This window comes from Streptomyces sp. NPDC085944, from assembly GCF_040686295.1.
In the GTDB taxonomy this organism is placed as follows: domain Bacteria; phylum Actinomycetota; class Actinomycetes; order Streptomycetales; family Streptomycetaceae; genus Streptomyces; species Streptomyces salinarius.
The window spans coordinates 1-24664 of the sequence record NZ_JBFBJX010000026.1 but is presented as its reverse complement, the minus strand read 5'-3'; the positions used below and the strand labels follow the sequence as shown (position 1 = coordinate 24664).

Sequence of the window (24664 nt, the reverse complement as noted above, 5' to 3'; positions counted from 1 at the left end):
CGGGCGCCGCGTCCGGTGACCCACCCGGCCGTTTCCGGTCCTCCATCCGTCTTCCCCCTTCCCTTGCACCGCGGTTCACGGCTCAATACGAGGGTTGTCCGCACCAACCCCTGCACCACCCGTGCCATGTCATCCACGACACCTGGGGAGCAGCAGCATGTGCGAGGACGTCCACGAGCAGGAACACGCCGGGATCGGCAGACGCGCGGTGTTCGTGACGGGAGCCGCCGCCGCGCTTACGTCGTCAAGCGTGAGCTTCGCCTCGGCGGCACCCCGGGAACGGCACACCAGGACCGTGCGCGGCACCCTGCCGCCCGGCTCCCCCGACTTCGTGTACATCCCGGTCGAAGTCCCCCGGGGCGTGCGCGAGATCCACGTCGCCTACACCTACGACCGCCCCGCCGTGCCGGCCGGCACCCAGGGCAACGCGCTCGACATCGGCCTCTTCGACGAACGCGGCACCGACCTGGGCGGCCGGGGCTTTTGCGGCTGGTCGGGCGGGGCGCGCACGGAGTTCTTCGTCCGCGCGGACGCCGCCACGCCGGGCTACGTCCCGGTCCCGGTGCGCGCGGGCACCTGGCACATCGCGCTCGGCCCGTACACGGTGGCCCCGCAGGGCCTGGCGTACGAGATCACGATCACGCTCACCTACGGCGAGGAGGACCGGACACCCCGTCCGGTGTACCCGCCCGAGCGGGCCAAGGGGCGGGGGCGCGCCTGGTACCGGGGTGACTGCCACCTGCACTCCGAGTACTCCGACGGCCGCTACACCCTCGCGCAGATCGCGGAGCTGGCGCGGGCGGCGGGCCTGGACTTCATCAACTCCTCGGAGCACAACACGCACTCCGCCCACGCGCACTGGGCCGATCTCGCCGGGGACGACCTGCTCGTCCTGCTCGGCGAGGAGGTGACCACCCGCAACGGTCACGTCGTCGCCCTCGGCACCGATCCCGGCACCTTCGTCGACTGGCGCTATCGGGCCCGCGACAACCGCTTCGGCCGTTTCGCCCGGCAGATCCGCCGCGCCGGCGGCCTGGTCGTGCCGGCCCACCCGCACGCCACCTGCATCGGCTGCAACTGGAAGTTCGGGTTCGGCGAGGCCGACGCGGTCGAGGTGTGGAACGGCGCCTACACGCCCGACGACGAGGTGGCGCTGGCCGACTGGGACGGCATGCTGGTCGCCTCGGTGCGCGACGGGCGGGACTGGATCCCGGCGATGGGCAACAGCGACTCCCACCGCTCCCCCGACGTGATCGGCCGCCCGCAGACCGTCGTCCTCGCCGACGACCTGACCCGGGAGGCGATCCAGCAGGGCATCCGGGCCGGGCGCTCGTACGTCGCCGAGTCGTCGAAGGTGTCGCTGTCCTTCACCGCGTCCGGCGGCCGGGGCGAGCACGCCGGCATCGGCGAGCGGCTGCGCGTGGACCGCGACACCCCGGTCACCGTCCGCCTGGAGGTGACGGGCGCCCCGCGCTGCACGGTCCGGTTCGTCACCGACCAGGGCGTGCTGTTCACCGGCGATCCGCTGCCGGTGTCGGGCGCGGGCACCGTGGAGTGGCGTACGACGGCCTCGTACGCGGCGTACGTGCGGGCGGAGGTGCGGCACGAGACGGCGGCGGGCCCCCTGCCCGGGGCACTGGCGGCGTTCACGAACCCGGTGTTCCTGGGGCGGTAGCCGGCCCGGGCACCGCCCCGCCGTCGGCCAGGTCCGCGACGACCGCCGCGTGGTCGGAGGGCCAGACCCCGTCGACGGGGCCGGCGGCCCGCCGCACCGCCAGGACCCGGCCGAGTCCGCCGGGCCCGGGCGGGCCCACGTGGACGTAGTCGATCCGTGCGCTCGGCCCGCCGTCCGCGTGGGCCACGTACGGGTTGGCGGTGTCCCAGGTGCCTGAGGGCGCGCCCGGGGCCGCGTGCTCCCAGGCGTCACGCAGCCCCGCGGCCCGCAGCAGGCGGACCTCCGGCGCCTCGGGGCGGGCGTTGAAGTCGCCGGTGACGACGGGCGGGTGGGCGGTGCCGTGCCGGTGGGCGGTCACGAACTCGGCCAGAGCGGCGGCCTGTTCGCGGCGCACGGCACGGGCGGGGCCGCCGCCGGAGGTCAGGTGGACGGTGAAGAAGGGGACGCGGTGCCCGGGCGTGTCCAGCCGGGCGTACGCGGCCAGCCGCCCGTCGTCCAGTGCGGCGGGGGCGGGCAGTTTCAGCACCGCCCGCTCCACGACGGGCCGGCGGCTGAGCACCGCGGTGCCGGCACCCACCGTGTCGTCCCCGATCCGCCGCTGCCACCGCTCGGGCGCGGGCGAGGGCCACCAGGCACAGTGCAGGCCGAGGTCGCGGGCCAGCGACTCGGCGAGGTTCTCCCCTCCGTCGACGGCCCACACCTCCTGGAGGCCGACGACGTCGGGCTCCAGCTTGCGCAGCACGGCGAGAATCGCCTCGCGCCGGGCCGCCCACGGACCGAACCGCCACCACAGGTTCCACGTCACGACCCGCACACCCGCACCCCCGTCGTCTCCCGGCCCCGTTCGCATCTTCCCCGGCGAGGATTTACGGGAACATGGAGGCCCACGAGACAGGAGAGTGAACGAACGATGTCGTCCTCGTCCTCCGCGGAGACCAAGTACCGGATCGTGGCGGCCTTCCAGCGCCGGCTCAACGCCGTCGTGCGCCGACTGCCCGGCCAGACCCTGCTGGAGACCACCGGCCGCGTCTCCGGACTGCCCCGCCGCACCCCGGTGGGCGGCCGCCGCACCGGCGACTGCTTCTGGCTGGTGTCGGAGTTCGGCGAACGGTCGCAGTACGTCCGCAACATCCGGGCCGATCCGCGGGTCCGGGTCCGGCTGCGGGGCCGCTGGTACCCGGGCACGGCCCACCTCCTGCCCGACGACGACCCGCGCGCCCGCCTGCGCCTCCTCCCCCGCTACAACAGCCTCGCGGTGCGGGCGATGGGCGTCGGGACGGGGCTGCTGACGGTACGGGTGGAGCTGGAGGGACAAGGGAGCAGGGGGTGAGGAACCTGTGATCGGCGTCTCCCACGGCTGACGTGGTCAGCATGAACAAGGCAAACTGGCCTGGTTGCTCAGGATGTCTAGGGGGGACGGCATGGACGGTGTACCGCGGGTTCCGGAGCAGCGGCGTCCCGGATTCCCGGCGGAAGAGGACGGGGCGGCCGCGCTCCGCTTCGGCGTGCTCGGACCGGTGCGCGCCTGGCGGGACGAGGAGACGTTGGCCACCGGCTCGCCGCAGCAACGGGCCCTGCTGGCCGCCCTGTTGCTGCGCGAGGGCCGTACGGCGACCGCGGCCGAGCTGATCGACGCCCTGTGGGGCGAGGAGCCGCCGTCGCAGGCGCTGGCGGCGGTACGGACGTACGCGTCCCGGCTGCGGAAGGTCCTCGACCCGGGGGTGCTGGTCAGCGAGTCGGGCGGGTACGCCGTGCGGGGCCTGGCCGAGGGGGCGCTGGACCTGGCGCGGGCCCAGGACCTGGCCGCCGAGGCGGAGAAGGCCAGGAGCTCCGGGGACCTGCGCCACGCCCGCGACCTGCTGCGCCGCGCGCTGGACCTGTGGGACGGCGAGGTCCTGGCCGGCGTGCCGGGCCCGTACGCCGAGACACAGCGCGTGCGGCTCGGGGAATGGCGGCTGCAACTCCTCGAGAGCCGCCTCGGCATGGACCTGGAGCAGGGCTGTCACGCCGAGTCCGTCTCGGAGCTGACGGCGCTCACGGCGGCCCACCCCCTGCGTGAACGGCTGCGCGAGCTGCTGATGCTGGCCCTGTACCGCAGCGGCCGCCAGGCGGAGGCCCTCGCCGTCTACGCGGACACGCGCCGTCTGCTCGCCGACGAACTGGGCGTCGACCCGCGCCCCGGCCTCCAGGAACTCCAGCAGCGCATCCTGCGGGCCGACCCGCAGCTGACCGAGCCCTCCGGGCCGGCCGCGGAGACGGCGACGCCCTCGGTGCGCCCGGCGCAACTGCCGGCCACGGTCCCCGACTTCACCGGCCGCGCGTCCTTCGTCCGCGAGCTGAGCGACGTGCTGTCCGCGGCCTCCGGGGGCGCGACGACGGGCCGCGTGATGGCGGTCTCGGCGCTGGCCGGCATCGGTGGCGTCGGCAAGACGACCCTCGCGGTGCACGTCGCCCACCAGGCGCGGTCCGCCTTCCCGGACGGACAGCTGTACGTCGACCTCCAGGGCGCCGGGGCGCGGCCCGCGGAGCCGGAGACGGTACTGGGCTCCTTCCTGCGCGCCCTGGGCACCGCCGACTCGGCGATCCCGGACTCCCTGGAGGAGCGGGCCGCCCTGTACCGCTCGGCCCTGGACGGCCGCCGGGTCCTCGTCCTCCTGGACAACGCCCGCGACGCCGCCCAGGTGCGGCCCCTGCTGCCCGGCACGGACGGCTGCGCCGCGCTGGTGACGGCGCGGGTGCGGATGGTGGACCTGGCCGGGGCGCAGCTGGTCGACCTGGACGTGATGTCGCCCGAGGAGGCGCTGGCCCTCTTCACGAAGATCGTGGGCGAGGAGCGGGTCGCCTCGGAGCGGCAGGCGGCGCTCGACGTGGTCGGCGCGTGCGGTTTCCTGCCGTTGGCGATCCGCATCGCCGCGTCCCGGCTGGCCGCCCGCCGCACGTGGACCGTCTCGGTCCTGGCGGCGAAGCTGGCGGACGAGCGGCGCCGGCTGGACGAGCTGCAGGCGGGCGACCAGGCGGTGGAGGCCACCTTCGAGCTGGGCTACGGCCAGCTGGAGCCGGTCCAGGCCCGCGCCTTCCGGCTGCTGGGCCTGGCCGACGGCCCGGACATCTCCCTCGCGGCGGCGGCGGCCGTCCTGGACCTGCCGGCGGAGGATGCGGAGGAGCTCCTGGAGTCCCTGGTGGACACGTCGCTGCTCGAATCGGCGGCACCGGGCCGCTACCGCTTCCACGACCTGGTCCGCCTCTACGCCCGCGCGTGCGCGGAACGGGACGAACGGCCGCCGAGCGAACGGGCGGCCGCGCTGTCCCGGCTGCTGGACTTCTACCTGGCCACGGCGGCGGGCGTGTACGCGATCGAGCGGCCCGGGGACCGGACGGTCGCCCACCTGGAACCCACCTCCTACACGGGCCTCTCGTTCGAGGACCGGGGCGAGGCCCTGGACTGGCTCTTCACGGAGGCCCAGAACCTGCTGGCCTGCGCGCAGCAGCAGGTGTCGGGCAGCGAACTGCGCCGGGCGGTCGACCTGCTCTGGGCGACCAAGGACCTGGCCGAGTCCGGGGCCAACGCCCGGCAGTACGAGACGGCCGCGACGACGCTGCGCGACGCGGCGCGGGCGACCGCCGACATCCGGGCGGAGAGCCGGGCCAGGACCGCGCTGTCCAACGTCTTCCTGGCGGCCGGCCAGTACTCCAGGGCGGACGACGAGGCGCGGCTCGCCATCGAGCTCGCCACCGAGGCCGCGGACGCCACGCCCATCGGCTGGGCCGCCACCGACCGGGGCATCATCGCGCTCAGCCAGGGGCGTTACGAGGAGGCGGAGGAGCTGCTGACGACCGCCCGCGACGGCTACCGCGCGGACGACAACCGTCCCGGCGAGGCAAGCGCCCTGTGCAACCTCTCGCGGCTGCACGAGCGCATGAACCGCACCCACAGCGCGATCGCACTGGCGCAGCAGGGCGTGGACATCTTCCGGCAGCTCGGCCTCACACTGCGCCTGGCGAACGCCCGTTACGCGCTCGGGGTGGCGCTGCTGCGGGCGGACCAGCACGCGGAGGGCCTGCGGCAGATGCAGGACGCCCTGGTCATGTTCGGCACCAACCGCCAGCGCCTGTGGGAGGGCACCGCCCACTTCCGCATCGCGCAGCTGCACCTGGTCGCGAAGCGGCCCGCGGCGGCGGCCCAGCACGCGGAACAGGCCCTGGCGATCGGCTTCATCGGCGGCGACCTCATCCGGGGCAGCATCCTGAACACCCTGGGACAGAGCCTGAGCGCGCTGGGGCAGAGCGGCCGGGCGCGCGCCTGCTGGGACGAGGCCCTGACGCTGCTGGAACGCGCCGACGCCCCCGAGGCGTCGGAGGTGCGCCGCCTGCTCGCCTCACCCGTCGACGCCGCATGACGGGCCGGCGGCACGGGCGTTCATCGAACGTTTATGGCCACGGGCCAAGCTCTTACCCGGATCCGTCGCGTCGGGGGGCAGACGGGTCACGCACCGCGGCCACCCACCCGGGAGACCGCGCAGGCCTCTGTCCGGCGATACTCGGGGGAGTCGCCGGACAGAGGCGATCGGCACCCGTACGCAACGACTTTCAGGGGAGCAGCATGAGCGAGACCGAGAAGAAGCCGGCCGACATCGTCACCATGGAGAACCACGCTCCCGCACCGCCCGTCGGCGGCGAGGCCAGGCTCCTGGAGAACCACGCTCCCCAGCCTCCGGCCGACGAGCAGATCACGACCCTGGAGAACCACGCCCCGGCCCCGCCGGCGCTGGACCTGGACGGCGACGGCAAGTAGGCCCTTCTCGACCTTTTTCCCGCACGGGGATCGGCCGCGGCGGCGCGGAGGGGACGCCGCCGCGGCCGACGTGTGTCCGGGCTCGGCCGCGCCCCCGCGGCGCGGGGTCACGACGGTGACGTCACCGTCTCGTCCAGTTGGCACTCGTACGGGGGCTTGTAGCCGTCGAAGGGGATGCGGACCTCGCTCACGCCCCGCGCGGGGACGGTGGCCTCCTCGTGGCCGGCGGTGAGCTCGGTGCCGTACACGTCGATGAAGCGGACGGTGACGGGGAACGTGTACTCGCTGTCGTTCGGGTTGGTGACCTCGACGGTGGCGTACGGCTCGGTCTGCGTGGCGCATGCGACCAGTTCCAGGGTGGCGGACACGGCGTGGGTGCCGCCGCCCGTGCCGTCGCCGTAGGTGTCGTCGTCGTGGTCGTGGTAGCCGCTGCCGCCGCTGCCGTAGGTGTCGTCGTCGTCCTTGTAGGCGTCGCCGCCGCCCGACGTGGACGACGAGCTGTCGTGGTCCTGACCGGAGCTGCTGCAGCCGCCGCCCCCGTCGCCTCCGTGACCGTGGCCGTGCCGGCCGGTCGAGAAGCCGGTCAGGCTGAGGACCACCAGTGCCGAGATCGCCGTGTACCTGAGTGCTCGCCCCCGTGTCGTCATGACGATCACGCTAGTGCCCGGATGTCACGGACACGTCACCGGGCCGCCACGGCCCCTCACGCCGCACGGGGCCGCCTCCTCGTGGGTGCCCTCAGGTCGTACGGGCCGTCCCGGTGCCCTTCTCCGCGTCCAGCGCGTACACGCAGCGGTCCTTGCTGCACGCGTACACGATGCCGTCGCGGACGACCGGGGAACCGGTGATCTCGCCGCCGGTGGCGAGCTTCCAGCGCAGGCGGCCGTCGTCGGCCTTCAGCGTGTACAGCAGGTGGTCCGTCGAGCCGAAGTGGATGCGGCCCTCGGCGACCGCGGGCGCGCCCACGATGTCGCCGCCCGCCTGGAAGCGCCACTTGGGGGTGCCGGTGACCGCGTCCAGGGTGTACAGGCCCTTGCCGCTGCCCACGTGGACGTGGCCGGCGGCGACCAGCACCGGGTCGGTCGAGGAGCGGGCCTCGGTGGCGATGCGCCAGCGGTCGCGGCCGTCGGTGGCGTCGAGGGCGTAGACGGTGCCGAGGTAGTCGGCGAGATAGACGCCGCCGCCGGTCACGGCCGGGCCCGGCACGAAGGCGGGCGGGGCCAGGAAGACCGCCGGGGCCTCGAAGTGCCAGCGGACGTGGCCCGAGGTGACCTCCAGGGCGAGGACCCGGGTGCCGGCCGCGACGTACACGTAGCCGTCGGGCGCCTGGGTGAGGCGGACCGGGACCCCGCCGCAGGAGGCGGCGTCGCCGATCGGGTACGACCATCTCTCGTCACCGGTGCGGGCGTCCAGGGCGCGCAGGCGGGCGTCCTGCCAGACGTACGCCGTGCCGTCGTGGAGCGCGGCGCCGGCCTCGGGGGACTCGAAGTCGGTCTGGGCGCCGGTGATCTCCCACAGCTTCTGGCCGGCCGACGCCTCCCAGGCCTGGACGCCGCCGCCGCGGGTGGCGGTGAGGACGGTGCCCCGGTCGGCCTGGAGCGAGTACACCCAGGCGTCGGTCTGCACGCGCCACAGGTCGCCGCCCTCGCGGGCGTCCAGGGCGAAGAGGGTGGGCCCGTCGGAGGCGTGGACACGGCCGTCCGCGACCGCCATGGACCAGGCGACGTCCCGGGTCTTGAAGCGGCGGCGGCCGGTGGCCACGTCCAGGGCGTGCACCTCGAAGGAGGTGACGTAGACCAGCTCCTCGGCGACCCGCGGTGTGCCCCACACGTCGTTGGACATCCGGAACCGCCAGGGCCGCCACCCGGGCGGCGAGGCCTCCGCAGGCGCGGGGGCGGGGGCCGGTACGGCAGGGTCGGCGCCGTTGACGCCGGTGCGCGGGCGGGACCAGGACGCGGCGAGGGCGGACTCCGGCGGCGGCGCGGCGACGGCGGCGGCGCGCATGTCGGCGACGCGCGGCCCGGGGCCGATGGGCACCGCGGCGCCCGGCAGCCGGACCGGCCCGCCGTCGGGGGCGCCGACGGGTGCGGGCACCGCCGGGCCGTGCGAGGGCGGCGCCGGTACGGCGGGGTCGTGCGCGGGCGGGGGCGGCAGCGGGGGCGCGTGGGCGGGCCCCCGGGCGCCGGAGGGGCCCGGACCGCGGCCGCCGGCCGTGGCGGGCTTGGCCGCGGGGCGGCCGTTGCGGCGCCCCTCGATCAGGCCCACGGCCCGTTCGGGCAGCCACGCCGACGCCGTACCGCTGTCGTCGGAGCCGGAGCCGAAGAGGTGCGGGGCGAGCTGGGCCTGGAGGTCGGCCGGGTTGGGGCGGCCGGTGGCCTCCATCTGCATGCAGGACTCGATGAGCGGGCGCAGCTCGTCGGGCAGGCCCTCCAGGTCGGGGCCCTCGCGCAGCAGCATGAAGACCGTCTCGACCGGGTTCGCGCCGTGGAAGGGCGGGTGCCCGGTGGCGGCGAAGACCAGCATGGAGCCGAGCGAGAACACGTCGCTGGCGCCGGTGACGCTGCGGGAGTCCTTCGCCTGCTCCGGGGACATGTAGGCGGGGGTGCCGACGGCGACGTTCGTCATGGTCAGACGGGTGTTCGAGACACCGGACGCGATACCGAAGTCGATCACGCGGGGGCCGTCCTCGACGACGAGGACGTTGGACGGCTTCAGGTCGCGGTGGACCAGGCCGGCGCCGTGGATCGACTGCAGCGCCTCCGCGACGCCCGCGGCCAGCCAGCGCACCGCCCGGGCCGGCAGCGGCCCGCACTCGTTCACTATCTCCTCGAGGGAGGGCGCGGGCACGTAGGCCGTCGCCAGCCACGGCACCGCGGCGCGCGGGTCGGCGTCGACCACGGCCGCCGTGTAGAAGCCGGAGACCGCGCGGGCCGCCTCCACCTCGCGGGTGAAGCGGACCCGGAACAGCTGGTCCTCGGCCAGCTCCGTGCGCACCGTCTTGATCGCCACGCGCCGCCCGGACGCCGAGCGTGCGAGATAGACCAGCCCCATGCCGCCGGCGCCGAGCCGCCCCAGCACCTCGAACGGCCCGATCCGCCGCGGATCGTGCTGCGTCAGCTGATCCACCACTTGCCTGCCACCTCCCCGTACGGGCCGCGCCACCCACATATGTACGCGACCGAAGTGCAGCGTCTCACCACCGCACCTCCGTGGCGCCACGCACCCCGATTCTTCCTGTCCGAGGCGCTGGTGGCGAACCTGGCGACAATCGGGGTGTCTTACCTGATTCCGGGCAAAGATCCTCTTCGACGCCACCCCGGGTCAGCGCTGCAGCAGCCCGAACGACGCCCCCTGCCCGTCGGAGACCACGGCCACCCGCCCGTACGACGTCTCGAAGGGCGGGACCCGCACCCGCCCGCCGAGCCGGGCCACCGCGGCGATCCCGTCGGCCACGTCCTCGACGAGGAAGTGGACGAGGAAGTGCGGCGGCATCTCGGCGGGGAAGACGTCCGAGACCCGGGCACGGCCGAAGTCGGGGGAGGCGTCCGGGCCGAAGAGCGCGTCGTGGAACAGGTCGCCGTAGAAGGTGTTGGCGGCCTCCGTGTCCCGGGTGTACAGCTCGGTCCAGGCGAAGGTGCCCGGCTCGTGCCGGCGTCCGAAGCCGGTGCGGCGGCCCGGCTGCCAGAGCCCGAAGACCGCGCCGTCGGGGTCGGCGGCGAGGGCGGCGGTGCCCAGGTCGCCGACCGGGTGGGGCGGGGTCACGACCTGACCGCCGCCCGTCCGGATCCGCGCGGCCAGGGCGGCGGCGTCCGGAGTGTGGAAGTACACGGACCACACGGTGGGCATCCGGCCGTCCGTCTTGCGGACCAGCGCGGCGACCGGCTCCCCGTCCAGGCACGCCCGCACCAACTCCCCCGCCGCCCGCTCGTCCGTCTCCTCCGCGTCCTCGAAGGTCCAGCCGAACAGCCCGCCGTAGAAGCGCTTGCCCGCCTCCACGTCGGAGAGCTGTGCCTCCACCCAGCAGGGGACGCCCTCCCGGCGGGCGGGCGGACGGTCCGACGACCTCTTCTCGAATGCCCCGTTTTCGGCCATGCCTCAAAGTAACCGCGTCGCCCGCACCGCGCAGACCAGGCACACCCGTCTCTTCTCGCTCCCGCACCCCATTTGCAGTCGGCCGAATCGCGCTCGGATCACCCGTCGGTAAGCTGACGGCATGACAGGACAAGTGCGTACCGTCGACGGCCGCGTGGCCGGTCGACGTGGGCAGGCGACCCGGCAGAAACTGCTCGACTGCCTCAGCGAAATGCTCAGCTCCTCCCCCTATCGCGATGTCAAAGTCATCGATGTCGCCCGCAGGGCGGGCACCTCGCCCGCGACCTTCTACCAGTACTTTCCGGACGTCGAGGGCGCCGTCCTGGAGATCGCCGAGCGCATGGCGGCGGAGAGTTCCTCGCTGAGCGAGCTGACGGCGGGCCGCTCCTGGGTCGGCAAGGCCGGCTGGCAGACGGCGCAGGAACTCGTCGACGGATTCCTGGAGTTCTGGCGGAAGAACGACGCGATTCTGCGTGTGGTGGATCTCGGTGCGGCGGAGGGCGACAAGCGGTTCGCCAAAATCCGCATGAAGATCCTGAATTCGGTGAATTCATCCCTCACGGATTCCGTCGCCGATCTCCAGGCAAAGGGCAAGGTCGACAAGGACGTGAACCCCGCGGCGATCGCCGGGTCACTCGTGGTCATGCTCGCGGCCGCCGCATCGCACCAGAAGGGATTCTCTTCGTGGGGCGTGAAACAGGCGGAACTCAAGCCCCATCTCGCCCTGTTGATGTATCTCGGCATCACCGGAAAGAAGCCCGCCAAATAGGACACCGCGCGGCAGCCTGTCATCTCCGCCCGCCGCGTCGCCGCCCGCCGCACCTGCGTCCCTCCGCCGCGTCTCCGGCCTCCCGCCGCGCCTCCGGCTCTTCGCCGCGCCTCCGGCCAAGCGCCCTGCGCAGCCTCGCCGGCCGCCCGAACTCGGCGACCGTGCCCCGGCCCCTCCGGCCGCACCGGCACGATGTCCAGCGCCTCGAAGTTCAGCGCCTCGGCGCCCACGTCTCGACGGCCCCCGACGGGGAACAGCCGCCCGCCCGGCCGACGTTGTGCTCAGCATCCGTACCCGCACCCGCTGGAGGAGACCACATGGCCCTGACCCGCGAAGAGCGTGAGACGTTCCTGACCGAGCCGCACATCGCCGCGCTCGCGGTCGACGCGGGAGCGGGACGCGCCCCGCTGACCGTGCCGATCTGGTACCAGTACGAGCCCGGCGGCGAGGTGTGGATCATGACGGGACTGGACAGCCGCAAGAACGAGCTGATCGGCAAGGCGGGCCGGTTCTCCCTGATGGTCGACCGGCTGGAGCCCACCATCCGCTACGTTTCGGTGGAGGGACCCGTCGTCGACACGTTCGCCGCGACCGAGGCGCACCTGAGGGAGATGTCCGCGCGCTACCTCCCGGCCGAGAAGGTCGACGGTTACGTCGCCTTCGCCTCGGCGAACCACGGCGAGCAGGTCGTCGTCCGGATGCGCCCCGAACGCTGGGTCTCATCCGACCTCGGCTCGGTGTGAGCCCCGGGGCGCCCCTGACCGCAGGACAATCGGGGTCATGGGAACCGATCTTCACGAGCTGCTGAGGTCACTGCGGGTGTGGGACCCCGAGGTCACCGAGCTTCCGCCGCTAGACCCGGCCGCCGCGCCCGGCGACCCGCTGGAGCTGTTCACCCGCTGGTTCGCCGAGGCGGTCGCGGCCGATGAGCGCGAGCCGCACACGGTGTCGCTGGCCACGGCGGACGCCGAGGGACTGCCGGACGTGCGCGTCGTCGTGCTGCACGGCGCCGACGCGGACGGCTGGGCCTTCGCCACCCACGCCGACAGCCGCAAGGGCCGCCACCTCGCCGCCCGCCCGTACGCCGCGCTCGTCTTCTACTGGACGGCGCTGGGCCGTCAGGTGCGGCTGCGCGGCCCGGTCGCCGTCGCCCCGGCCGACCAGGCGCGGGCCGACCTGCACGCACGCTCGACCGGCGCACTGGCCGCCGCGCTCACCGGCCGGCAGAGCGCGGAGCTGGGCTCGACGGACGAGCTGGCCCGCGCCTCCGAGGCGGCCTGGGAGCGGGCCGGGCGGGAGCCCGACGCCCCGGTCCCGTCCTGGACGCTGTACCGGCTGCGCCCCGACGAGGTGGAGTTCTTCCAGGGCGAAGCCCGCCGGCGCCACGTACGGCTGTCCTACCGCCGGACCGAGGACGGTGCCTGGGACCGGCGGCTGCTGTGGCCGTGAACCGCGCTCACCGCGCGCCCGGCGGCGTCGGCTCCGCGTCCGTCGCCAGGCGCGCGTGCAGGTGCACGTCCCGGAAGGCGTCGTGCCGGCCGGCCTGGAACATCGCCTCGCGCAGGGTGCCCTCGGCGCGGTAGCCGCTGCGCTCGGCGACCCGGCAGGAGGCTTCGTGCCCGGTCGCGTGGCCCAGTTCCAGTCGGTGGAGGCCGAGTTCCGCGTAGGCCCAGCGCGAGGCGAGGAGCAGGGCCCGGGTGGCGACGCCCCGACCGCGGGCCTCGGGGAGCACCCAGTAACCGACCCGGGCCGTCTTCAGCCGGATGCTGATCTCGCCGAGGCCGATGTGCCCGAGCGTCGCACCGCTCTCGTCGTCCGTGATCCGGAACGACGCCGACCTGCCGTCCGCCGCGTCGCGCGCCCGCGCACGCAGCGACTCGCGGGCCCCGGCGAGATCGGTCCACAGCTTGAGCGGGGTGTTCCAGCGCTGGAAGTCGGGATCCAGGTGACCGCGCAGCCATGCTTCCACGTCGGCGTCCGAGCCGGCGTCCCAGGCGCGCAGACGCAGGCCGTGTCCGCGGGGTTCGGGGCGGGAGAGGGAGGGGTCGAGGGTGTACATGCGTGTGTGGGCCATCCGGCCATTCAAGCCCACCGGTCCCAGTCGTGACCGATCCGCAACCGATTCCGGTCTTGACCGAGACCCATCAACCCGGTGCGCGATTACGCTCGCCGCATGGCCGACTCCACAGCGTCCGCTGAACCGCCGCAGCCCGCCCACCCCGCGGGCCGCCCCGTGTACGTCATAGGCGCCGGCCCCGGCGGTCTCGCCGTCGCCCACGCGCTGCGCGCCCGCGGTCTGCGGGCCGTGGTCCTGGAGCGGGCCGACCGGGTCGGTTCCTCCTGGCGGCGGCACTACGACCGGCTGCGGCTGCACACCACCCGCCGCCTCTCCTCGCTGCCCGGCCTGCCGATGCCGCGCCGCTTCGGGCGCTGGGTGGCCCGGGACGACGTGGTGCGGTACCTGGAGAAGTACGCCGAGTACCACCAGCTGGAGATCGTCACCGGTGTGGAGGTCTTCCGCGTCGAGCGCGCGTCCGACGGGGACGGCTGGCTGCTGCACGCCTCCGGGGGCCGGGAGCTGACCGGCGCGGCGGTGGTGGTGGCGACGGGTTACAACCACACCCCGCGACTGCCGGACTGGCCCGGACGGGACACCTACACCGGCGAGTTCCGGCACGCCGCCGAGTACCGTGCCCCGGCCCCGTACGCCGGCCGGGACGTCCTGGTGGTCGGGGTGGGCAACACGGGCGCCGAGATCGCCGTGGACCTGGTGGAGGGCGGGGCCGCCCGGGTCCGGCTCTCGGTGCGCACGGCACCGCACATCGTCCGCCGCTCGACGGCGGGGTGGGCCGCCCAGTACAACGGCGTCCTGGTCCGGCGCCTGCCGGCCGCGCTCGCCGACCGGCTCGCCCGTCCGCTGGCAAGGATCAGCACGCCCGACCTGTCGGCCCACGGGCTGCCCCGCCCGCAGACCGGCCTGCTCACCCGGGCCGCCCAGGGCGCCATCCCGGTGCAGGACGTCGGCCTCGTCGACGCGGTGCGGGCCGGCCGGGTGGAGGTCGTGGCCGCCGTGGAGGGCTTCGAGGCCGGCAAGGCGGTCCTCGCCGACGGCACCCGCATCGCCCCGGACGCGGTGATCGCCGCCACGGGGTACCGGCGGGGCCTGGAGGGGCTGGTCGGCCATCTCGGCGTCCTCGACGGCACCGGGCGCCCGCTCGTGCACGGGGGCCGCGCACCGGCCGGCGCACCCGGCCTGTACTTCACGGGGTTCACCAACCCCATCAGCGGGATGCTCCGCGAGCTGGCGCTCGACGCCGGGCGGATCGCCGGGGCGGTGGCGAAGCGGGAGGCGGGGCGGGTGTCGCGGCTGCCGGGCTAGGGGGCGTCGTGTGGATCAGGCCAGCTCCGGGCGACGGTGCCCTGGTGGCTGGGCCGAGCGGGGTCTGGTGGGGGCGGCCGCAGGGCGGCGGAGGGCGCCGGGGCGCAGCCCCGGCAACCGACGACGCCGCTGGGGACACCTCCCACGCTCTTCAGGCAGCGGGGAGAGCGTGTACCAGCCCCAGCGCCCCCGGCACGATCCGAACCACACCCCCTAGTCGCGGGTGAGGATGAGCACGTCATCGGCGTCCGGGTCGCCGAGTTGCACGAAGAGTTCGGGGTCCTGTGCGGTGCCGCCGATCGTCCAGTACGTCTCCTGGCCGCACTCGCCGCCGGGACGCAGGAGGACGCCGTCGCGGTCGGTGTCCATGAACTCGTCGTCCCGTTCGAGCGTCCACGTGCCCGTTCCGTCGCACACCGGGAAGCCGCCCCACTCGTCCTCACCTCCTCGGACCGGCAGGCGGGTCAGCTCGGCCCGGCCGCCCGGTGCCAGCCGCAGCACGCTCCCGTGCGCGCCGTGCCAGGTCCCGGTGAGCTGCCGGGCGGACAGCCGAGGGGGTTCGTAGTCGTCGGCCAGGACGGCGGCCGGTATCCCGCACCCGACGAAGAGGACGAAGCTCGCGACCGCCGAACCGAGCCAGACCCTCCGCCCCCTCCACGACCGTCCGCGCAGGCGGTCGAGGACCAGCACCGGCAGGACGCCGACCCCGGTGAACCACGGGAGGGTGTCGCCGAGCGGCCATTCCCACAGCACCCGTCCCAGTACCGCCCAGGCGGCACCGATCAGTACGGACAGGGCCAGATGCCAGGCCCACTCCGGGCCGCGAAGGGCACCGGGCCGCAGGCCGGCCAGGGCGGCCGCGGGTGTGATCTGCAAGGTCGCGTGAACCAGCCCGAGCAGCGGCAGAGCCAGCGGCACGCAGCAGATGCCCAGGTAGGCGCCGCCCACGTACCCGTAGTCGTCCCTGCCCGCCTGCGGGGCGAACCACCACGCCAGCCACACGAGCGGCAACTGCCCCGCGCACAGCGCGGCCGCCCGGTTCCAGTCGTCGTTCGGCCGGACGGGCCTCCGGTCACCGGGACCCGCCGTCCTCCCCCACCCCATCGCCGCAGCCTACGACCTGCTCATGACAGCGCGGCCACCGGCGTCGCCCGCCGCCGGATCACCAGTGCCATCAGCGCCGCCGCCGCGCACAGCGCCCCGGAGGCGACCCACACCACGTCGTACGAGCCGAAGCGGTCGCGGGCCACGCCGCCCAGGAAGGCGACGAGGGCGGCGCCCACCTGGTGGGAGGCGAGCACCCAGCCGAAGACGATCGCGCTGTCGTCGCCGTAGTGCTCGCGGCACAGCGCGAGGGTGGGCGGGACGGTGGCGACCCAGTCGAGGCCGTAGAAGACGATGAAGAAGACCATCGGCGGGTGGACGCTCGGCGCGAGCAGCATGGGGAGGAAGAGGAGGGAGACGCCGCGCAGGGCGTAGTAGACGGCGAGCAGGCGGCGCGGCTCGAAGCGGTCGGTGAACCAGCCGGAGGCGATCGTGCCGGCCACGTCGAACACGCCGATGACGGCGAGCAGCGAGGCAGCGGCGGTGATCGGCATGCCGTGGTCGTGGGCGGCGGGCACGAAGTGGGTCTGGATCAGGCCGTTGGTGGAGGCGCCGCAGATCGCGAAGGTACCGGCCAGGAGCCAGAACGGGCCGGTGCGGACGGCGGAGAACAGGACCGTCAGGGCGCGCCCGGCGGCGCCGGGGACGGGGGCGGGCTTGGGCACGAACTCCTTCGCGCCGTACGGCTTCTGGCCGACGTCGGCCGGGTGGTCGTGCAGGAGGAGCCAGACGAAGGGGACGACGGCCAGGGCGGCTAGGGCGACGGTGACGGCCGCCGGGCGCCAGTCGTACGTCTCGACGATCCAGGACAGCAGCGGCAGGAAGATCAGCTGACCGGAGGCGGAGGCGGCGGTGAGGACGCCGGTGACCAGGCCGCGCCGCTCGGTGAACCAGCGATTGGTCACGGTGGCGGCGAAGGCCAGGGCCATCGAGCCGGAGCCGAGGCCGACCAGCAGGCCCCAGCAGAGGATGAGCTGCCAGGCGGAGTCCATCCACACGGTCAGGCCGGAACCGAGCGCGATCACCATCAGGGCGACGGCGACGACCCGCCGGATGCCGAAGCGGTCCATCAGCGCGGCGGCGAAGGGGGCGGTCAGCCCGTAGAGGGCCAGGTTGACGGAGACCGCGGCGCCGATGGTGCCGCGCGACCAGCCGAAGTCGTCGTGGAGCGGGTCGATGAGGATGCCGGGCAGGGAGCGGAAGGCGGCGGCCCCGATGATCGTCACGAAGGTGACGGCGGCGACCCACCAGGCGCGGTGCACGCGCCGGCGGCGGGGGGCCGGCTCCCGCCGGTCCTCGGATACTGCGGTGGCATCGGTTGTCTGGGTCACGTCACTGAGTCTCCGCAGGGGACGACGTACGGACGAGTGGCCCGAAGGACATGGTTCGCTAGGATCGGGCCATGACCTCCGGCCCCGGCGACACCTCCGACACGTCCGCTCCCTCCGGCCGCCCGCACCGCGTCGTGGTCCTCGCCCTCGACGGCCTGCTCCCCTTCGAGCTGGGCATCGCGCCGCGCATCTTCGGTCTCGCCCGCGACGAGCGGAGACGTCCGCTGTACGAGGTGATCACCTGCTCGGTCCGGCCGCCGGGCCCCGTCGACACGGACGCGGACTTCGCGATCATGGTCGAGAACGGCCCCGAGGCGCTGGCCACCGCCGACACGGTTGTGGTCCCCGCCTCCTACGAGCTGGGCCCGGTCTACCAGGAGGGCGTGCTGACCGGGGAGCTGGCCGCCGCGCTGGCCCACGTGCGGCCCGGCACCCGGCTCGTCGCGATCTGCACGGGCGGGTTCGTGCTGGCCGCCGCCGGGCACCTCGACGGCCGCCCGGCGACCACGCACTGGGCCTCGGCCGAGCACTTCCAGCGACTGTTTCCGAAGGTCCGGGTGGACGCCGACGTGCTGTTCGTCGACGACGGCGACGTGCTCACCTCGGCGGGGGTCGCGGCGGGGATCGACCTGTGCGTGCACATCGTGCGCCGGGACCACGGCACCGCCGTGGCCAACGAGGTGGCCCGGCGCACCGTCGTACCGCCCCACCGGGACGGTGGGCAGGCGCAGTTCATCGAGCGGCCGGTGCCCGATCCGCAGCAGTCGTCCACGACGGCCGCCCGCGCCTGGGCGCTCGGCCGTCTGCACGAGCCGATCCAGCTGCGGGACATGGCTGCCCAGGAGTCGATGTCGGTCCGCACCTTCACCCGCCGTTTCCGCGAGGAGGTCGGCGTCAGTCCGGGCCAGTGGCTCACCCGGCAGCGCGTGGAACGGGCCCGGCAGCTGCTGGAGTCCACCGCCCTGTCGGTCGACCAGGTGGCCCGGGACGCGGGGTTCGGAACGGCCCAGTCGATGCGGCAGCATCTGCAGGCCGCGCTCGGCGTCACGCCGACCGGGTACCGGCGGACCTTCCGCGCGGAGTTGTCCACAGCCTGTGGAGAATGAGCGCCGTCGAGGACCGGGATCCGTCCCGGACTCGTCGGCCGGCGGCGCGGCGCTGTCCGCCCCGAGCACGGCATCGCGCGCCGCCACCCGACTCCGGCGCTCCCGCCCGGCTCCCGTCGCCCCCGAGGGAACCGCCGCCGACACGACCCACACTCGTCGAGGGCTTCCGTCACCGAGCCCTCGTCGTCCCCTCACGGCGAATCGTGGCTACAAGCGTCAGGAAACGGTCACGATCCGTCAACCGGCGAGGAGGGTTTCCTCACTTGTGTACCGTTTCGCCAGGGACGCGCACGGAAGCACATCCCGGCGCACGGCCGTCACACGACCTCGAAGGCGAACCCCTCGTACGCCGCCGCGCCGCCGTTCCCGCAGACCGGCGCGCCGCTCTCGCCCCCGGAGGAGCGGTCCAGCTCGCACCAGATGCGCTTGCCGGTGCCCTCCCTGCTCCAGCCCCAGCGGTCGGCGAGGCCGTCCACGAGGGCGAGGCCCCGGCCGCCCGTCGCCTCGCCGCCCGCACAACGGGGCACCGGGGCACGGTCGCTGGCGTCGTCCACCTCGAGGCGGACGGTGGCGTCCTTGGTCTCCTCGGTCACCGCGCCCGGCAGCACCAGCCGCAGCACCGCCGAACGCCCGGTGTGGACCACGGCGTTGGTGACGAGTTCGGAGACGAGCAGGGCCAGCGTCTCGGCGAGGGGTTCATCGGCCCGTATGCCCGACCCGGCCAGGCGTGAGCGCGCCCAGCGCCGGGCGCGCCCCACTTCCGAGGGGTCTGGACGGACCTCCAGCTGCACTTGAAGCACTTGCACCGCTCACACCATCCGAACCGGCGGACACAAAGGCTCGCGCCTCATGAGGGCCACGATCGTAGCCATTTCCAGCATGGCCAGAACAACGGCCGGGGCGGGGATCACCGAACGTGAATCCCTTGTGGAACAGCATGGTTGACGGACAGTCACGTCAACAAGCGCTTCGGGCATATTCCAGCGCGAAGGAGTACCCGTGCGGCATACTGTGCGACGCACATTCCGCTGAGTCGAACAGGCGGCGGCAGACGGCCGTTCCACCCTGCGGGGCAAGGCGTACGCCGTCGGTTCCGGAGCCGCCCCAGGGGCAACTCCGGCACGGCTGGCGCTCGGGAGCACTCGCATCCCACACAAGGTACCGGAGCGTGGCGCCGACTCCGGGCCGTAACGGGTCACACGGCGGACACAACCCGGCATCAACGCTCCGTGACGCGGTTCTGCCACGATCCGTGACACGCACCGCGCGGGGCCTCGCGAGCGAGTGCCGTTACTCGGGCACGGTGAACCAGCGGGCGAAGGCCGGGACGACCTCCGCCTCCCCCACCCTGCCGTCGCCGTCCGCGTCGAGCGCGGCGGCGACCGGTCCGGCGACGTCCCCGGGCACGCCGAACGCGGTCAGCGCCCGCACGGCGTGCGCGACGGTGACCGTGCCGTCGTCGGCGGTACCGGCGACGGCGAGGGCGGCGCGCAGGAAGGGACGGGCGATCTCGGCGAACCGGTCCGGCTTGTCACGCAGCCGCTTGACCGCCCCGGTGACGAACTCCTCACGGGTGATGCGCTGGTCGCCGTCCCGGTCGGCGATGCCGGCCAGCCCCTGCCAGAGCGCCTCCGCACCGCCGTACAGCGCCTGCCCCCGGTCGGAGCGGGCGGCGACGCCGAACTCGGCGAGCAGGGCCTTGGCCGCCCCGCTGAAGTCGGAACGGTCGATGTGGCCGTTGCCGTCCTGGTCGAAGGTGGTGAACCGGGCGGCGATCCTGCGCTCGTACTCGCTGTTGACCATGGCTCTCTCCGGCCGTCTCACGTCGATGCTCGGGTACGTCCCGCCCGGAGCGTACGCCTACGCGGACAGGGGGCGCGGCTCGTCCCCGGTCGCCGAGGCGAGGTCGGGGTGGCAGTCGAAGAGCCGGCGCACGCCCAGCGCACCGAGGACGCGGTTGACGTGGGAGCCGTCGACGGCTCCCTGAGCGGGCAGTATCAGGCGCAGCCTGCCCTGGCAGGAGCGGATGAGCCGGCGCGAGGCGATGAGGACGCCGACCCCGCTGGAGTCGCAGAAGAGGACCTCGGACAGGTCCAGGACGAGGCTGTGCCGCCCCTCCGCCACCTCGTCGTGCACACGCTGCCGCAGCACCGGTGACGTCACCAGGTCAAGTTCCCCCGACACCTGGAGCACGGCCCACCGGCCCCGCTCGCCGCCGGTCACGTTGAACGTCACCACCATGCCCTTCATCCGTCGGAACGCCTGGATTCACCCGAAACGGAAGCCGTATTTACGCTTCTTGGCGGCGCGCCTGCCCACCGGCCGTTCCCGCAAACGCCGGGGCAGAAACGGAGACCGGCCAGAAGAGGCTTGTTTCAGACGCTTTCGATCCTGTTCGATCGATTTCGGTCGCACGTTAGAGGGTACTGGAGGCGCATATCACCTCCGGCCGGCCGGGGGCGCACATTGGAGCAAAGGGGCGTGCGCTGTCGGACGTGCCGACTACATTCGGGGAGAGGGTGGGCGCAGGCTGGGTCCGAGGAGGGGGTGGAGGAACGGCATGGCGAAGAGGGACGTGCCACTGCGCTGGGACCGCAAGATGCAGCAGCGGCTCGCGCGCGGCGAGGCCGCCGCCCTGGGCGAGCTGTACGACCGGTTCGCCTCGCTGGTGCACGGTCTGGCGCACCGCGTGCTCGACGACGAGCGGGCCGCCGACCACATCACGCGCGACGTCTTCGCGCACGTCTGGGAGCACCCCGACGCCTACGACCCCCGGCAGGGCCCGCTGCGCACCTGGGTCGCCACGCTCACCCACCGATTCGCCGTCCAGCGGCTGCGCGCCACCGAGACGGCAGCCCTGGTCCGGGGCGGGCCGGGCACCGCGGAGGAGCTGGAGAGCAAGGTGCGGCACGCCTCGGTCGCCGCCCGCGCCGACTACATCGTCCAGTCCATGCCGGCTCCGCTGCGCGCCGCCCTCGAGCTGGCGTACTTCCAGCGCCGCGACTACCGCCAGACCGCCGCCGACCTCGGTGTCACGGAGGACGAGGCCCGCCGCCGCCTCCGCCTGGGCCTCCAGCTCCTGTCCACGGCCCGCGACGCCGGCACCGCCCCGCACCCACCCGCGGCACCGCCCGGATACGGGGGTGCGGCATGAAGGCGTACGACGAGGACGACGGAAACGACGAACAGGACACGCAGGACGCCAGGGAAACCCGGGACACGCAGGGAAACGACGGCGACACCGGCACCGGCCCCGGCACCGGGGCGCGTGTCCCGCTGCCCCGTGCCTCCGTCGAGGACGGCGGGCGGGCGCTGCCCGACCCGGCGCCGGCCGCGCTGGAGCACCAGTTGCTGACGTCGCTGCTCGGGGCGTGGGCGCTGGCGGCCTGCTCGGCGCAGGAGGCGGCGGCCGTCGAGGCGCACCTCGGGGAGTGCGACGCCTGCGCCGACGAGGCGCTGCGCCTGCGGGAGGCGGTCACGCTGCTCCAGCGGCCGGAGACCCTCGACCTGGACCCCGCCCTGCGCACCCGGGTCCTGGACGGCTGCCTGGAGCGGCGCCCGCCCCGTATCCCGGTGCCCGAGTGGGCCGCCCCCTACGACGCCGAGACCGCCCGCCTGGACGCGCTGCTCCAGGACTTCGGGGACGCCGATTGGCAGGCCCCGGTCCGGCTGCGCTGGTTCGAGGACGACGGTGCCACGAGTCGCCGTACCACCGTCGCCGGGGTGATCGCGCACTTGATGACGGTCGACGGGACGGTCGCGGCCGCGCTGGGCCTCGACGATCCGCTGGGTGAGACCACGGCGCCCAGCCGGGCACCGGCCGCCCGCACGGAGGCGTACTGGCGGGCCTCGCTCCACCCGCCCACCCGCGCGGTGCGGGCGCCCTGGCGCGAGCAGAGTCACGACCTCGTCCGGACGGTGGCGTTCACCGGCGACTCGGGCGGGATGCCGGTCTCCTACGGCGACTTCGAGCTGCCGCTGCGGGACGCGATGCTGGACCGGGCGTTCGAGTGCTGGGTGCACGCGGAGGACATCGCCGAAGCGGTGGACTACCCGTACGAGCCGCCGTCCGCGCGCCACCTCAACGGCATGATCGACCTCGCGGCCCGGATGCTGCCGGGTGTCCTGGCAGCCCGCCGCCGGGCCGGTCTGGCCGCGCCCGGCGACCGTCCGCACCTGGTCGCCGCGGGCGAGCCGGGACGCAGCCTGCGGCTGGAGATCGAGGGTTCGGGCGGCGGCGAGTGGCTCATCCCGCTGGATTCGCCCGGCGCGGTGGGCTCCGCCGATCACGAGGTGGCCCATGTCGCCCTGGACGGCGTGGAGTTCTGTCGGCTGGCGGCGGGCCACGTGCCTCCGGCGGAGGCGGCGGCCGGTCAGGTGGGCGACCGCGAGGCGATCAGGGACGTCCTGTTCGCGGCCGCCTGCCTGAGCCGGATGTAGGGGCGAGCCCCGACGGCCGCACCGGCGGCGCCCGCCCGCCCCGGGCTCATCCCTCCGTGTCCGGGGGCGCTGCGGGGGCCGTGTGCAGGACCTCACGGGCCTGGTCGGCGGCGCGGACGATGCTCTCGGAGATGTGGCCGAGGAAGCGGGCGATGTTCTCCAGGCGCTCGGCGGCCGGGGTGCCGGACCCCAGGACGGCCACGCCCTGGCGCGCGGTTTCGGCCACCTGCAGGGTCCCCCGGGCGCTGGCGATCATGGACTGGTACCAGACGTCGTCGTCGATGACGTAGCGCTCGCGGCGCGACTCGTCGCGTTCCCGGCGGACGAGTCCCTGCTCGTCGAGGAAGGCGACCGCCTTGGAGACGGACGCCGGGCTGACCTGGAGGCGCCGGACGAGTTCGGACGCGGTGAGGCTGCCGGTGTCGCTGACGCAGAGGCACGCCATCACCCGGGCCATCATCTTCGGCGTGCCCTGCTGTATGAAGACGGTGGTCAGCGTCTCCTCGTACTCCCGCACGGCCTCGGCGTCCCGCCCATGGGCCGGCGGGGTCGCCTCGGCCCCGCGGGGGGCCGCCTGCCTGCGCCGGTGGGCGCGGCGCTCGGTGGCCCGGTGGGCGAGGTCGGCGCGGTACGCCGTGGGGCCGCCGTTGCGCATCACCTCGCGGGTGACCGTCGAGGTGGGGCGGTCCAGGCGCCTGGCGATCTCCGCGTAGGCGAGGCCGTCGGCCAGTCCCAGGGCGATCTGCTGACGTTCCTGCTGTGTGAGCCTGCCTCCCGGCATCGTGATCTCCTTCGCGCTCTCCTGATACCCGGACCATAGCGTTCACTGCCAGATCATTGCAACGCAACTCCGTCCACCGTTGCGTTACTTTCTGAACCGTTGCAACGAAATTACAGATCTGACCTGGGGTTTCTTTCTCTTGTCGCAACAAAGTCATTGATGCTTCCGTGAACGCAACGTAGCGTTTCTCACGTCAGAAACAGAGACGAACACAGGAGAGCACCATGCAGACCTTCGACACCACCGCCCCGATCTCCGCCGTCCTCGACGTCCCCGCGGGCCGCGTCCAGATCATCGCCGCCGACCGGGCCGACACCACGGTCGAGGTGCTGCCCTCGGACGCCTCGAAGGGACGTGACGTGACGGCGGCCGAGCAGACCCGGGTGGCGTTCGGCGACGGCGTCCTGCGGATCGAGGTCCCGGCGGAGAGCCGGTTCATGGGCGCCTCCGGCTCCGTCGAGGTGACCGTCCGGCTGCCCGCCGGCTCCCGCGTCGAGGCGAGGACGGCGGCCGCCGAGTTCCGCGGCGTCGGACGGCTCGGCGACGTCGCCCACGAGGGCGCGCAGGGCCCGGTCAAGCTCGACGAGGCCGCGAGCGCCCACCTCACCACCGCCGCCGGCGACATCTCGGTCGGCCGGCTGGACGGGCCCGCCGAGATCCGCGTCCAGAAGGGCGACATCCGGATCGCCGAAGCCGTACGGGGCGCGCTCGTGCTGCGCACCCGCTCCGGCGACATCACCGTCGGCGCCGCCGCCGGGGTCTCCGCCGCCCTGGACTCCGGCACCGGACACGGCCGCGTCCACAACGCGCTGAAGAACGCCGACGGCACCCCCGCCCTGACCATCCACGCGACCACCGACCACGGCGACATCACCGCCCGCAGCCTCTGAGGAGCAGCAGCCATGACCGACCTGGCCATCGCGGCGAACGGACTGCGCAAGTCCTACGGCGACAAGACCGTCCTCGACGGCATCGACCTGGCCGTCCCCGAAGGAACGATCTTCTCCCTGCTCGGCCCGAACGGCGCGGGCAAGACCACCGCCGTCAAGATCCTCTCCACCCTCGTGACCGCCGACGCCGGTGCCATCCGCGTCGGCGGGCACGACCTCGCCGCCGCCCCGCAGGACGTGCGGGGCGCGATCGGTGTCACCGGCCAGTTCTCCGCCGTGGACGGTCTGATCACCGGCGAGGAGAA

24 protein-coding genes are annotated in these 24664 nt (G+C 73.9%); 13 read left to right on the top strand and 11 right to left on the bottom strand.

Annotated elements, in window-relative coordinates; genetic code table 11:
• Positions 1–157 precede the first annotated feature (157 nt).
• Positions 158–1675: a CehA/McbA family metallohydrolase gene (locus tag AB0P07_RS33700; protein WP_365557477.1), complete on the top strand. Its 1518-nt coding sequence runs from the start codon at positions 158–160 to the stop codon at positions 1673–1675.
• Here AB0P07_RS33700 and AB0P07_RS33695 read toward each other — a convergent pair.
• Positions 1647–2525, bottom strand: coding sequence for an endonuclease/exonuclease/phosphatase family protein (locus AB0P07_RS33695; protein WP_365557474.1), 879 nt, complete (start codon positions 2523–2525; stop codon positions 1647–1649). The genes AB0P07_RS33700 and AB0P07_RS33695 overlap by 29 nt on opposite strands.
• 60 nt (positions 2526–2585) lie before the next feature.
• Here AB0P07_RS33695 and AB0P07_RS33690 point away from each other — a divergent pair, with 60 nt between their 5' ends.
• The 3 genes from AB0P07_RS33690 (at position 2586) to AB0P07_RS33680 (ending at position 6467) form a co-directional block, all read left to right on the top strand.
• Positions 2586–3005 carry a nitroreductase family deazaflavin-dependent oxidoreductase gene (locus AB0P07_RS33690; RefSeq protein ID WP_365557471.1) on the top strand — a complete coding sequence of 140 codons (420 nt, stop codon included), beginning with the start codon at positions 2586–2588 and terminating at the stop codon, positions 3003–3005.
• Between the two features lie 91 nt (positions 3006–3096).
• The gene (locus tag AB0P07_RS33685) at positions 3097–6072 is read left to right on the top strand and encodes a BTAD domain-containing putative transcriptional regulator (protein WP_365557469.1); all 2976 of its coding nucleotides are present in this window, start codon (positions 3097–3099) and stop codon (positions 6070–6072) included.
• 203 nt (positions 6073–6275) lie between these two features.
• A complete protein-coding gene (locus AB0P07_RS33680; RefSeq protein WP_365557466.1) occupies positions 6276–6467 on the top strand; it encodes a hypothetical protein in 192 nt (63 codons plus the stop codon).
• 107 nt (positions 6468–6574) lie between these two features.
• Here the strand turns inward: AB0P07_RS33680 and AB0P07_RS33675 are convergent, their stop codons facing one another.
• The 3 genes from AB0P07_RS33675 to AB0P07_RS33665 form a co-directional block, all read right to left on the bottom strand.
• The gene (locus tag AB0P07_RS33675; RefSeq protein WP_365557463.1) at positions 6575–7114 is read right to left on the bottom strand and encodes a hypothetical protein; all 540 of its coding nucleotides are present in this window, start codon (positions 7112–7114) and stop codon (positions 6575–6577) included.
• Between the two features lie 91 nt (positions 7115–7205).
• The gene (locus tag AB0P07_RS33670) at positions 7206–9596 is read right to left on the bottom strand and encodes a serine/threonine-protein kinase (RefSeq protein ID WP_365557460.1); all 2391 of its coding nucleotides are present in this window, start codon (positions 9594–9596) and stop codon (positions 7206–7208) included.
• A 192-nt stretch (positions 9597–9788) separates the two neighbouring features.
• Positions 9789–10559, bottom strand: a complete 771-nt coding sequence (locus tag AB0P07_RS33665; RefSeq protein WP_365557457.1) for a VOC family protein — start codon at positions 10557–10559, stop codon at positions 9789–9791.
• Positions 10560–10680: 121 nt separating this feature from the next.
• Between AB0P07_RS33665 and AB0P07_RS33660 the strand changes: the two genes are divergently transcribed.
• The 3 genes from AB0P07_RS33660 to AB0P07_RS33650 all read left to right on the top strand — a co-directional run bounded on the left by AB0P07_RS33660 (position 10681) and on the right by AB0P07_RS33650 (position 12777).
• The gene (locus tag AB0P07_RS33660; RefSeq protein ID WP_365557454.1) at positions 10681–11328 is read left to right on the top strand and encodes a TetR family transcriptional regulator; all 648 of its coding nucleotides are present in this window, start codon (positions 10681–10683) and stop codon (positions 11326–11328) included.
• A gap of 317 nt (positions 11329–11645) precedes the next feature.
• Positions 11646–12071, top strand: coding sequence for a pyridoxamine 5'-phosphate oxidase family protein (locus AB0P07_RS33655; RefSeq protein ID WP_365557451.1), 426 nt, complete (start codon positions 11646–11648; stop codon positions 12069–12071).
• Between the two features lie 37 nt (positions 12072–12108).
• Positions 12109–12777, top strand: a complete 669-nt coding sequence (locus AB0P07_RS33650; RefSeq protein ID WP_365557448.1) for a pyridoxal 5'-phosphate synthase — start codon at positions 12109–12111, stop codon at positions 12775–12777.
• Positions 12778–12784: 7 nt separating this feature from the next.
• Here the strand turns inward: AB0P07_RS33650 and AB0P07_RS33645 are convergent, their stop codons facing one another.
• Positions 12785–13402, bottom strand: coding sequence for a GNAT family N-acetyltransferase (locus AB0P07_RS33645; protein WP_365557445.1), 618 nt, complete (start codon positions 13400–13402; stop codon positions 12785–12787).
• A 99-nt stretch (positions 13403–13501) separates the two neighbouring features.
• Between AB0P07_RS33645 and AB0P07_RS33640 the strand changes: the two genes are divergently transcribed.
• Positions 13502–14707, top strand: a complete 1206-nt coding sequence (locus AB0P07_RS33640; protein ID WP_365557443.1) for an NAD(P)/FAD-dependent oxidoreductase — start codon at positions 13502–13504, stop codon at positions 14705–14707.
• 213 nt (positions 14708–14920) lie between these two features.
• Here the strand turns inward: AB0P07_RS33640 and AB0P07_RS33635 are convergent, their stop codons facing one another.
• Both AB0P07_RS33635 and AB0P07_RS33630 read right to left on the bottom strand, forming a co-directional pair.
• Positions 14921–15811, bottom strand: coding sequence for a hypothetical protein (locus AB0P07_RS33635; RefSeq protein ID WP_365557440.1), 891 nt, complete (start codon positions 15809–15811; stop codon positions 14921–14923).
• A gap of 20 nt (positions 15812–15831) precedes the next feature.
• Entirely contained in the window at positions 15832–17142 is a 1311-nt protein-coding gene (locus tag AB0P07_RS33630) for an MFS transporter (protein ID WP_365557438.1), read from the bottom strand.
• Positions 17143–17213: 71 nt separating this feature from the next.
• On the opposite strand from AB0P07_RS33630, the gene AB0P07_RS33625 reads away from it, so the two are divergent.
• Positions 17214–18248, top strand: a complete 1035-nt coding sequence (locus tag AB0P07_RS33625) for a helix-turn-helix domain-containing protein (protein ID WP_365557435.1) — start codon at positions 17214–17216, stop codon at positions 18246–18248.
• 317 nt (positions 18249–18565) lie between these two features.
• Here the strand turns inward: AB0P07_RS33625 and AB0P07_RS33620 are convergent, their stop codons facing one another.
• From AB0P07_RS33620 to AB0P07_RS33610, 3 genes are all read right to left on the bottom strand, one after another.
• A complete protein-coding gene (locus AB0P07_RS33620) occupies positions 18566–19039 on the bottom strand; it encodes an ATP-binding protein (RefSeq protein WP_365557570.1) in 474 nt (157 codons plus the stop codon).
• Positions 19040–19538: 499 nt separating this feature from the next.
• Complete coding sequence (locus AB0P07_RS33615) at positions 19539–20051, bottom strand: EF-hand domain-containing protein (RefSeq protein ID WP_365557432.1); 513 nt, start codon at positions 20049–20051, stop codon at positions 19539–19541.
• A gap of 57 nt (positions 20052–20108) precedes the next feature.
• Complete coding sequence (locus tag AB0P07_RS33610; RefSeq protein ID WP_007388697.1) at positions 20109–20489, bottom strand: STAS domain-containing protein; 381 nt, start codon at positions 20487–20489, stop codon at positions 20109–20111.
• A gap of 319 nt (positions 20490–20808) precedes the next feature.
• Between AB0P07_RS33610 and AB0P07_RS33605 the strand changes: the two genes are divergently transcribed.
• Positions 20809–21402: a sigma-70 family RNA polymerase sigma factor gene (locus tag AB0P07_RS33605; RefSeq protein WP_365557429.1), complete on the top strand. Its 594-nt coding sequence runs from the start codon at positions 20809–20811 to the stop codon at positions 21400–21402.
• Positions 21399–22688 (top strand): maleylpyruvate isomerase N-terminal domain-containing protein, encoded by a 1290-nt coding sequence (locus AB0P07_RS33600; RefSeq protein ID WP_365557428.1) that lies wholly within the window; start codon positions 21399–21401, stop codon positions 22686–22688. The genes AB0P07_RS33605 and AB0P07_RS33600 overlap by 4 nt, the downstream gene beginning before the upstream one ends.
• A gap of 46 nt (positions 22689–22734) precedes the next feature.
• Here AB0P07_RS33600 and AB0P07_RS33595 read toward each other — a convergent pair whose 3' ends face one another.
• A complete protein-coding gene (locus AB0P07_RS33595; RefSeq protein ID WP_365557425.1) occupies positions 22735–23469 on the bottom strand; it encodes a helix-turn-helix domain-containing protein in 735 nt (244 codons plus the stop codon).
• Between the two features lie 224 nt (positions 23470–23693).
• On the opposite strand from AB0P07_RS33595, the gene AB0P07_RS33590 reads away from it, so the two are divergent.
• Together AB0P07_RS33590 and AB0P07_RS33585 are read left to right on the top strand one after the other, a co-directional pair.
• Complete coding sequence (locus tag AB0P07_RS33590; RefSeq protein ID WP_365557422.1) at positions 23694–24359, top strand: DUF4097 family beta strand repeat-containing protein; 666 nt, start codon at positions 23694–23696, stop codon at positions 24357–24359.
• A gap of 12 nt (positions 24360–24371) precedes the next feature.
• Positions 24372–24664 (top strand): ATP-binding cassette domain-containing protein (locus AB0P07_RS33585; RefSeq protein ID WP_365557420.1); only part of this gene is annotated, 293 nt, incomplete at its 3' end.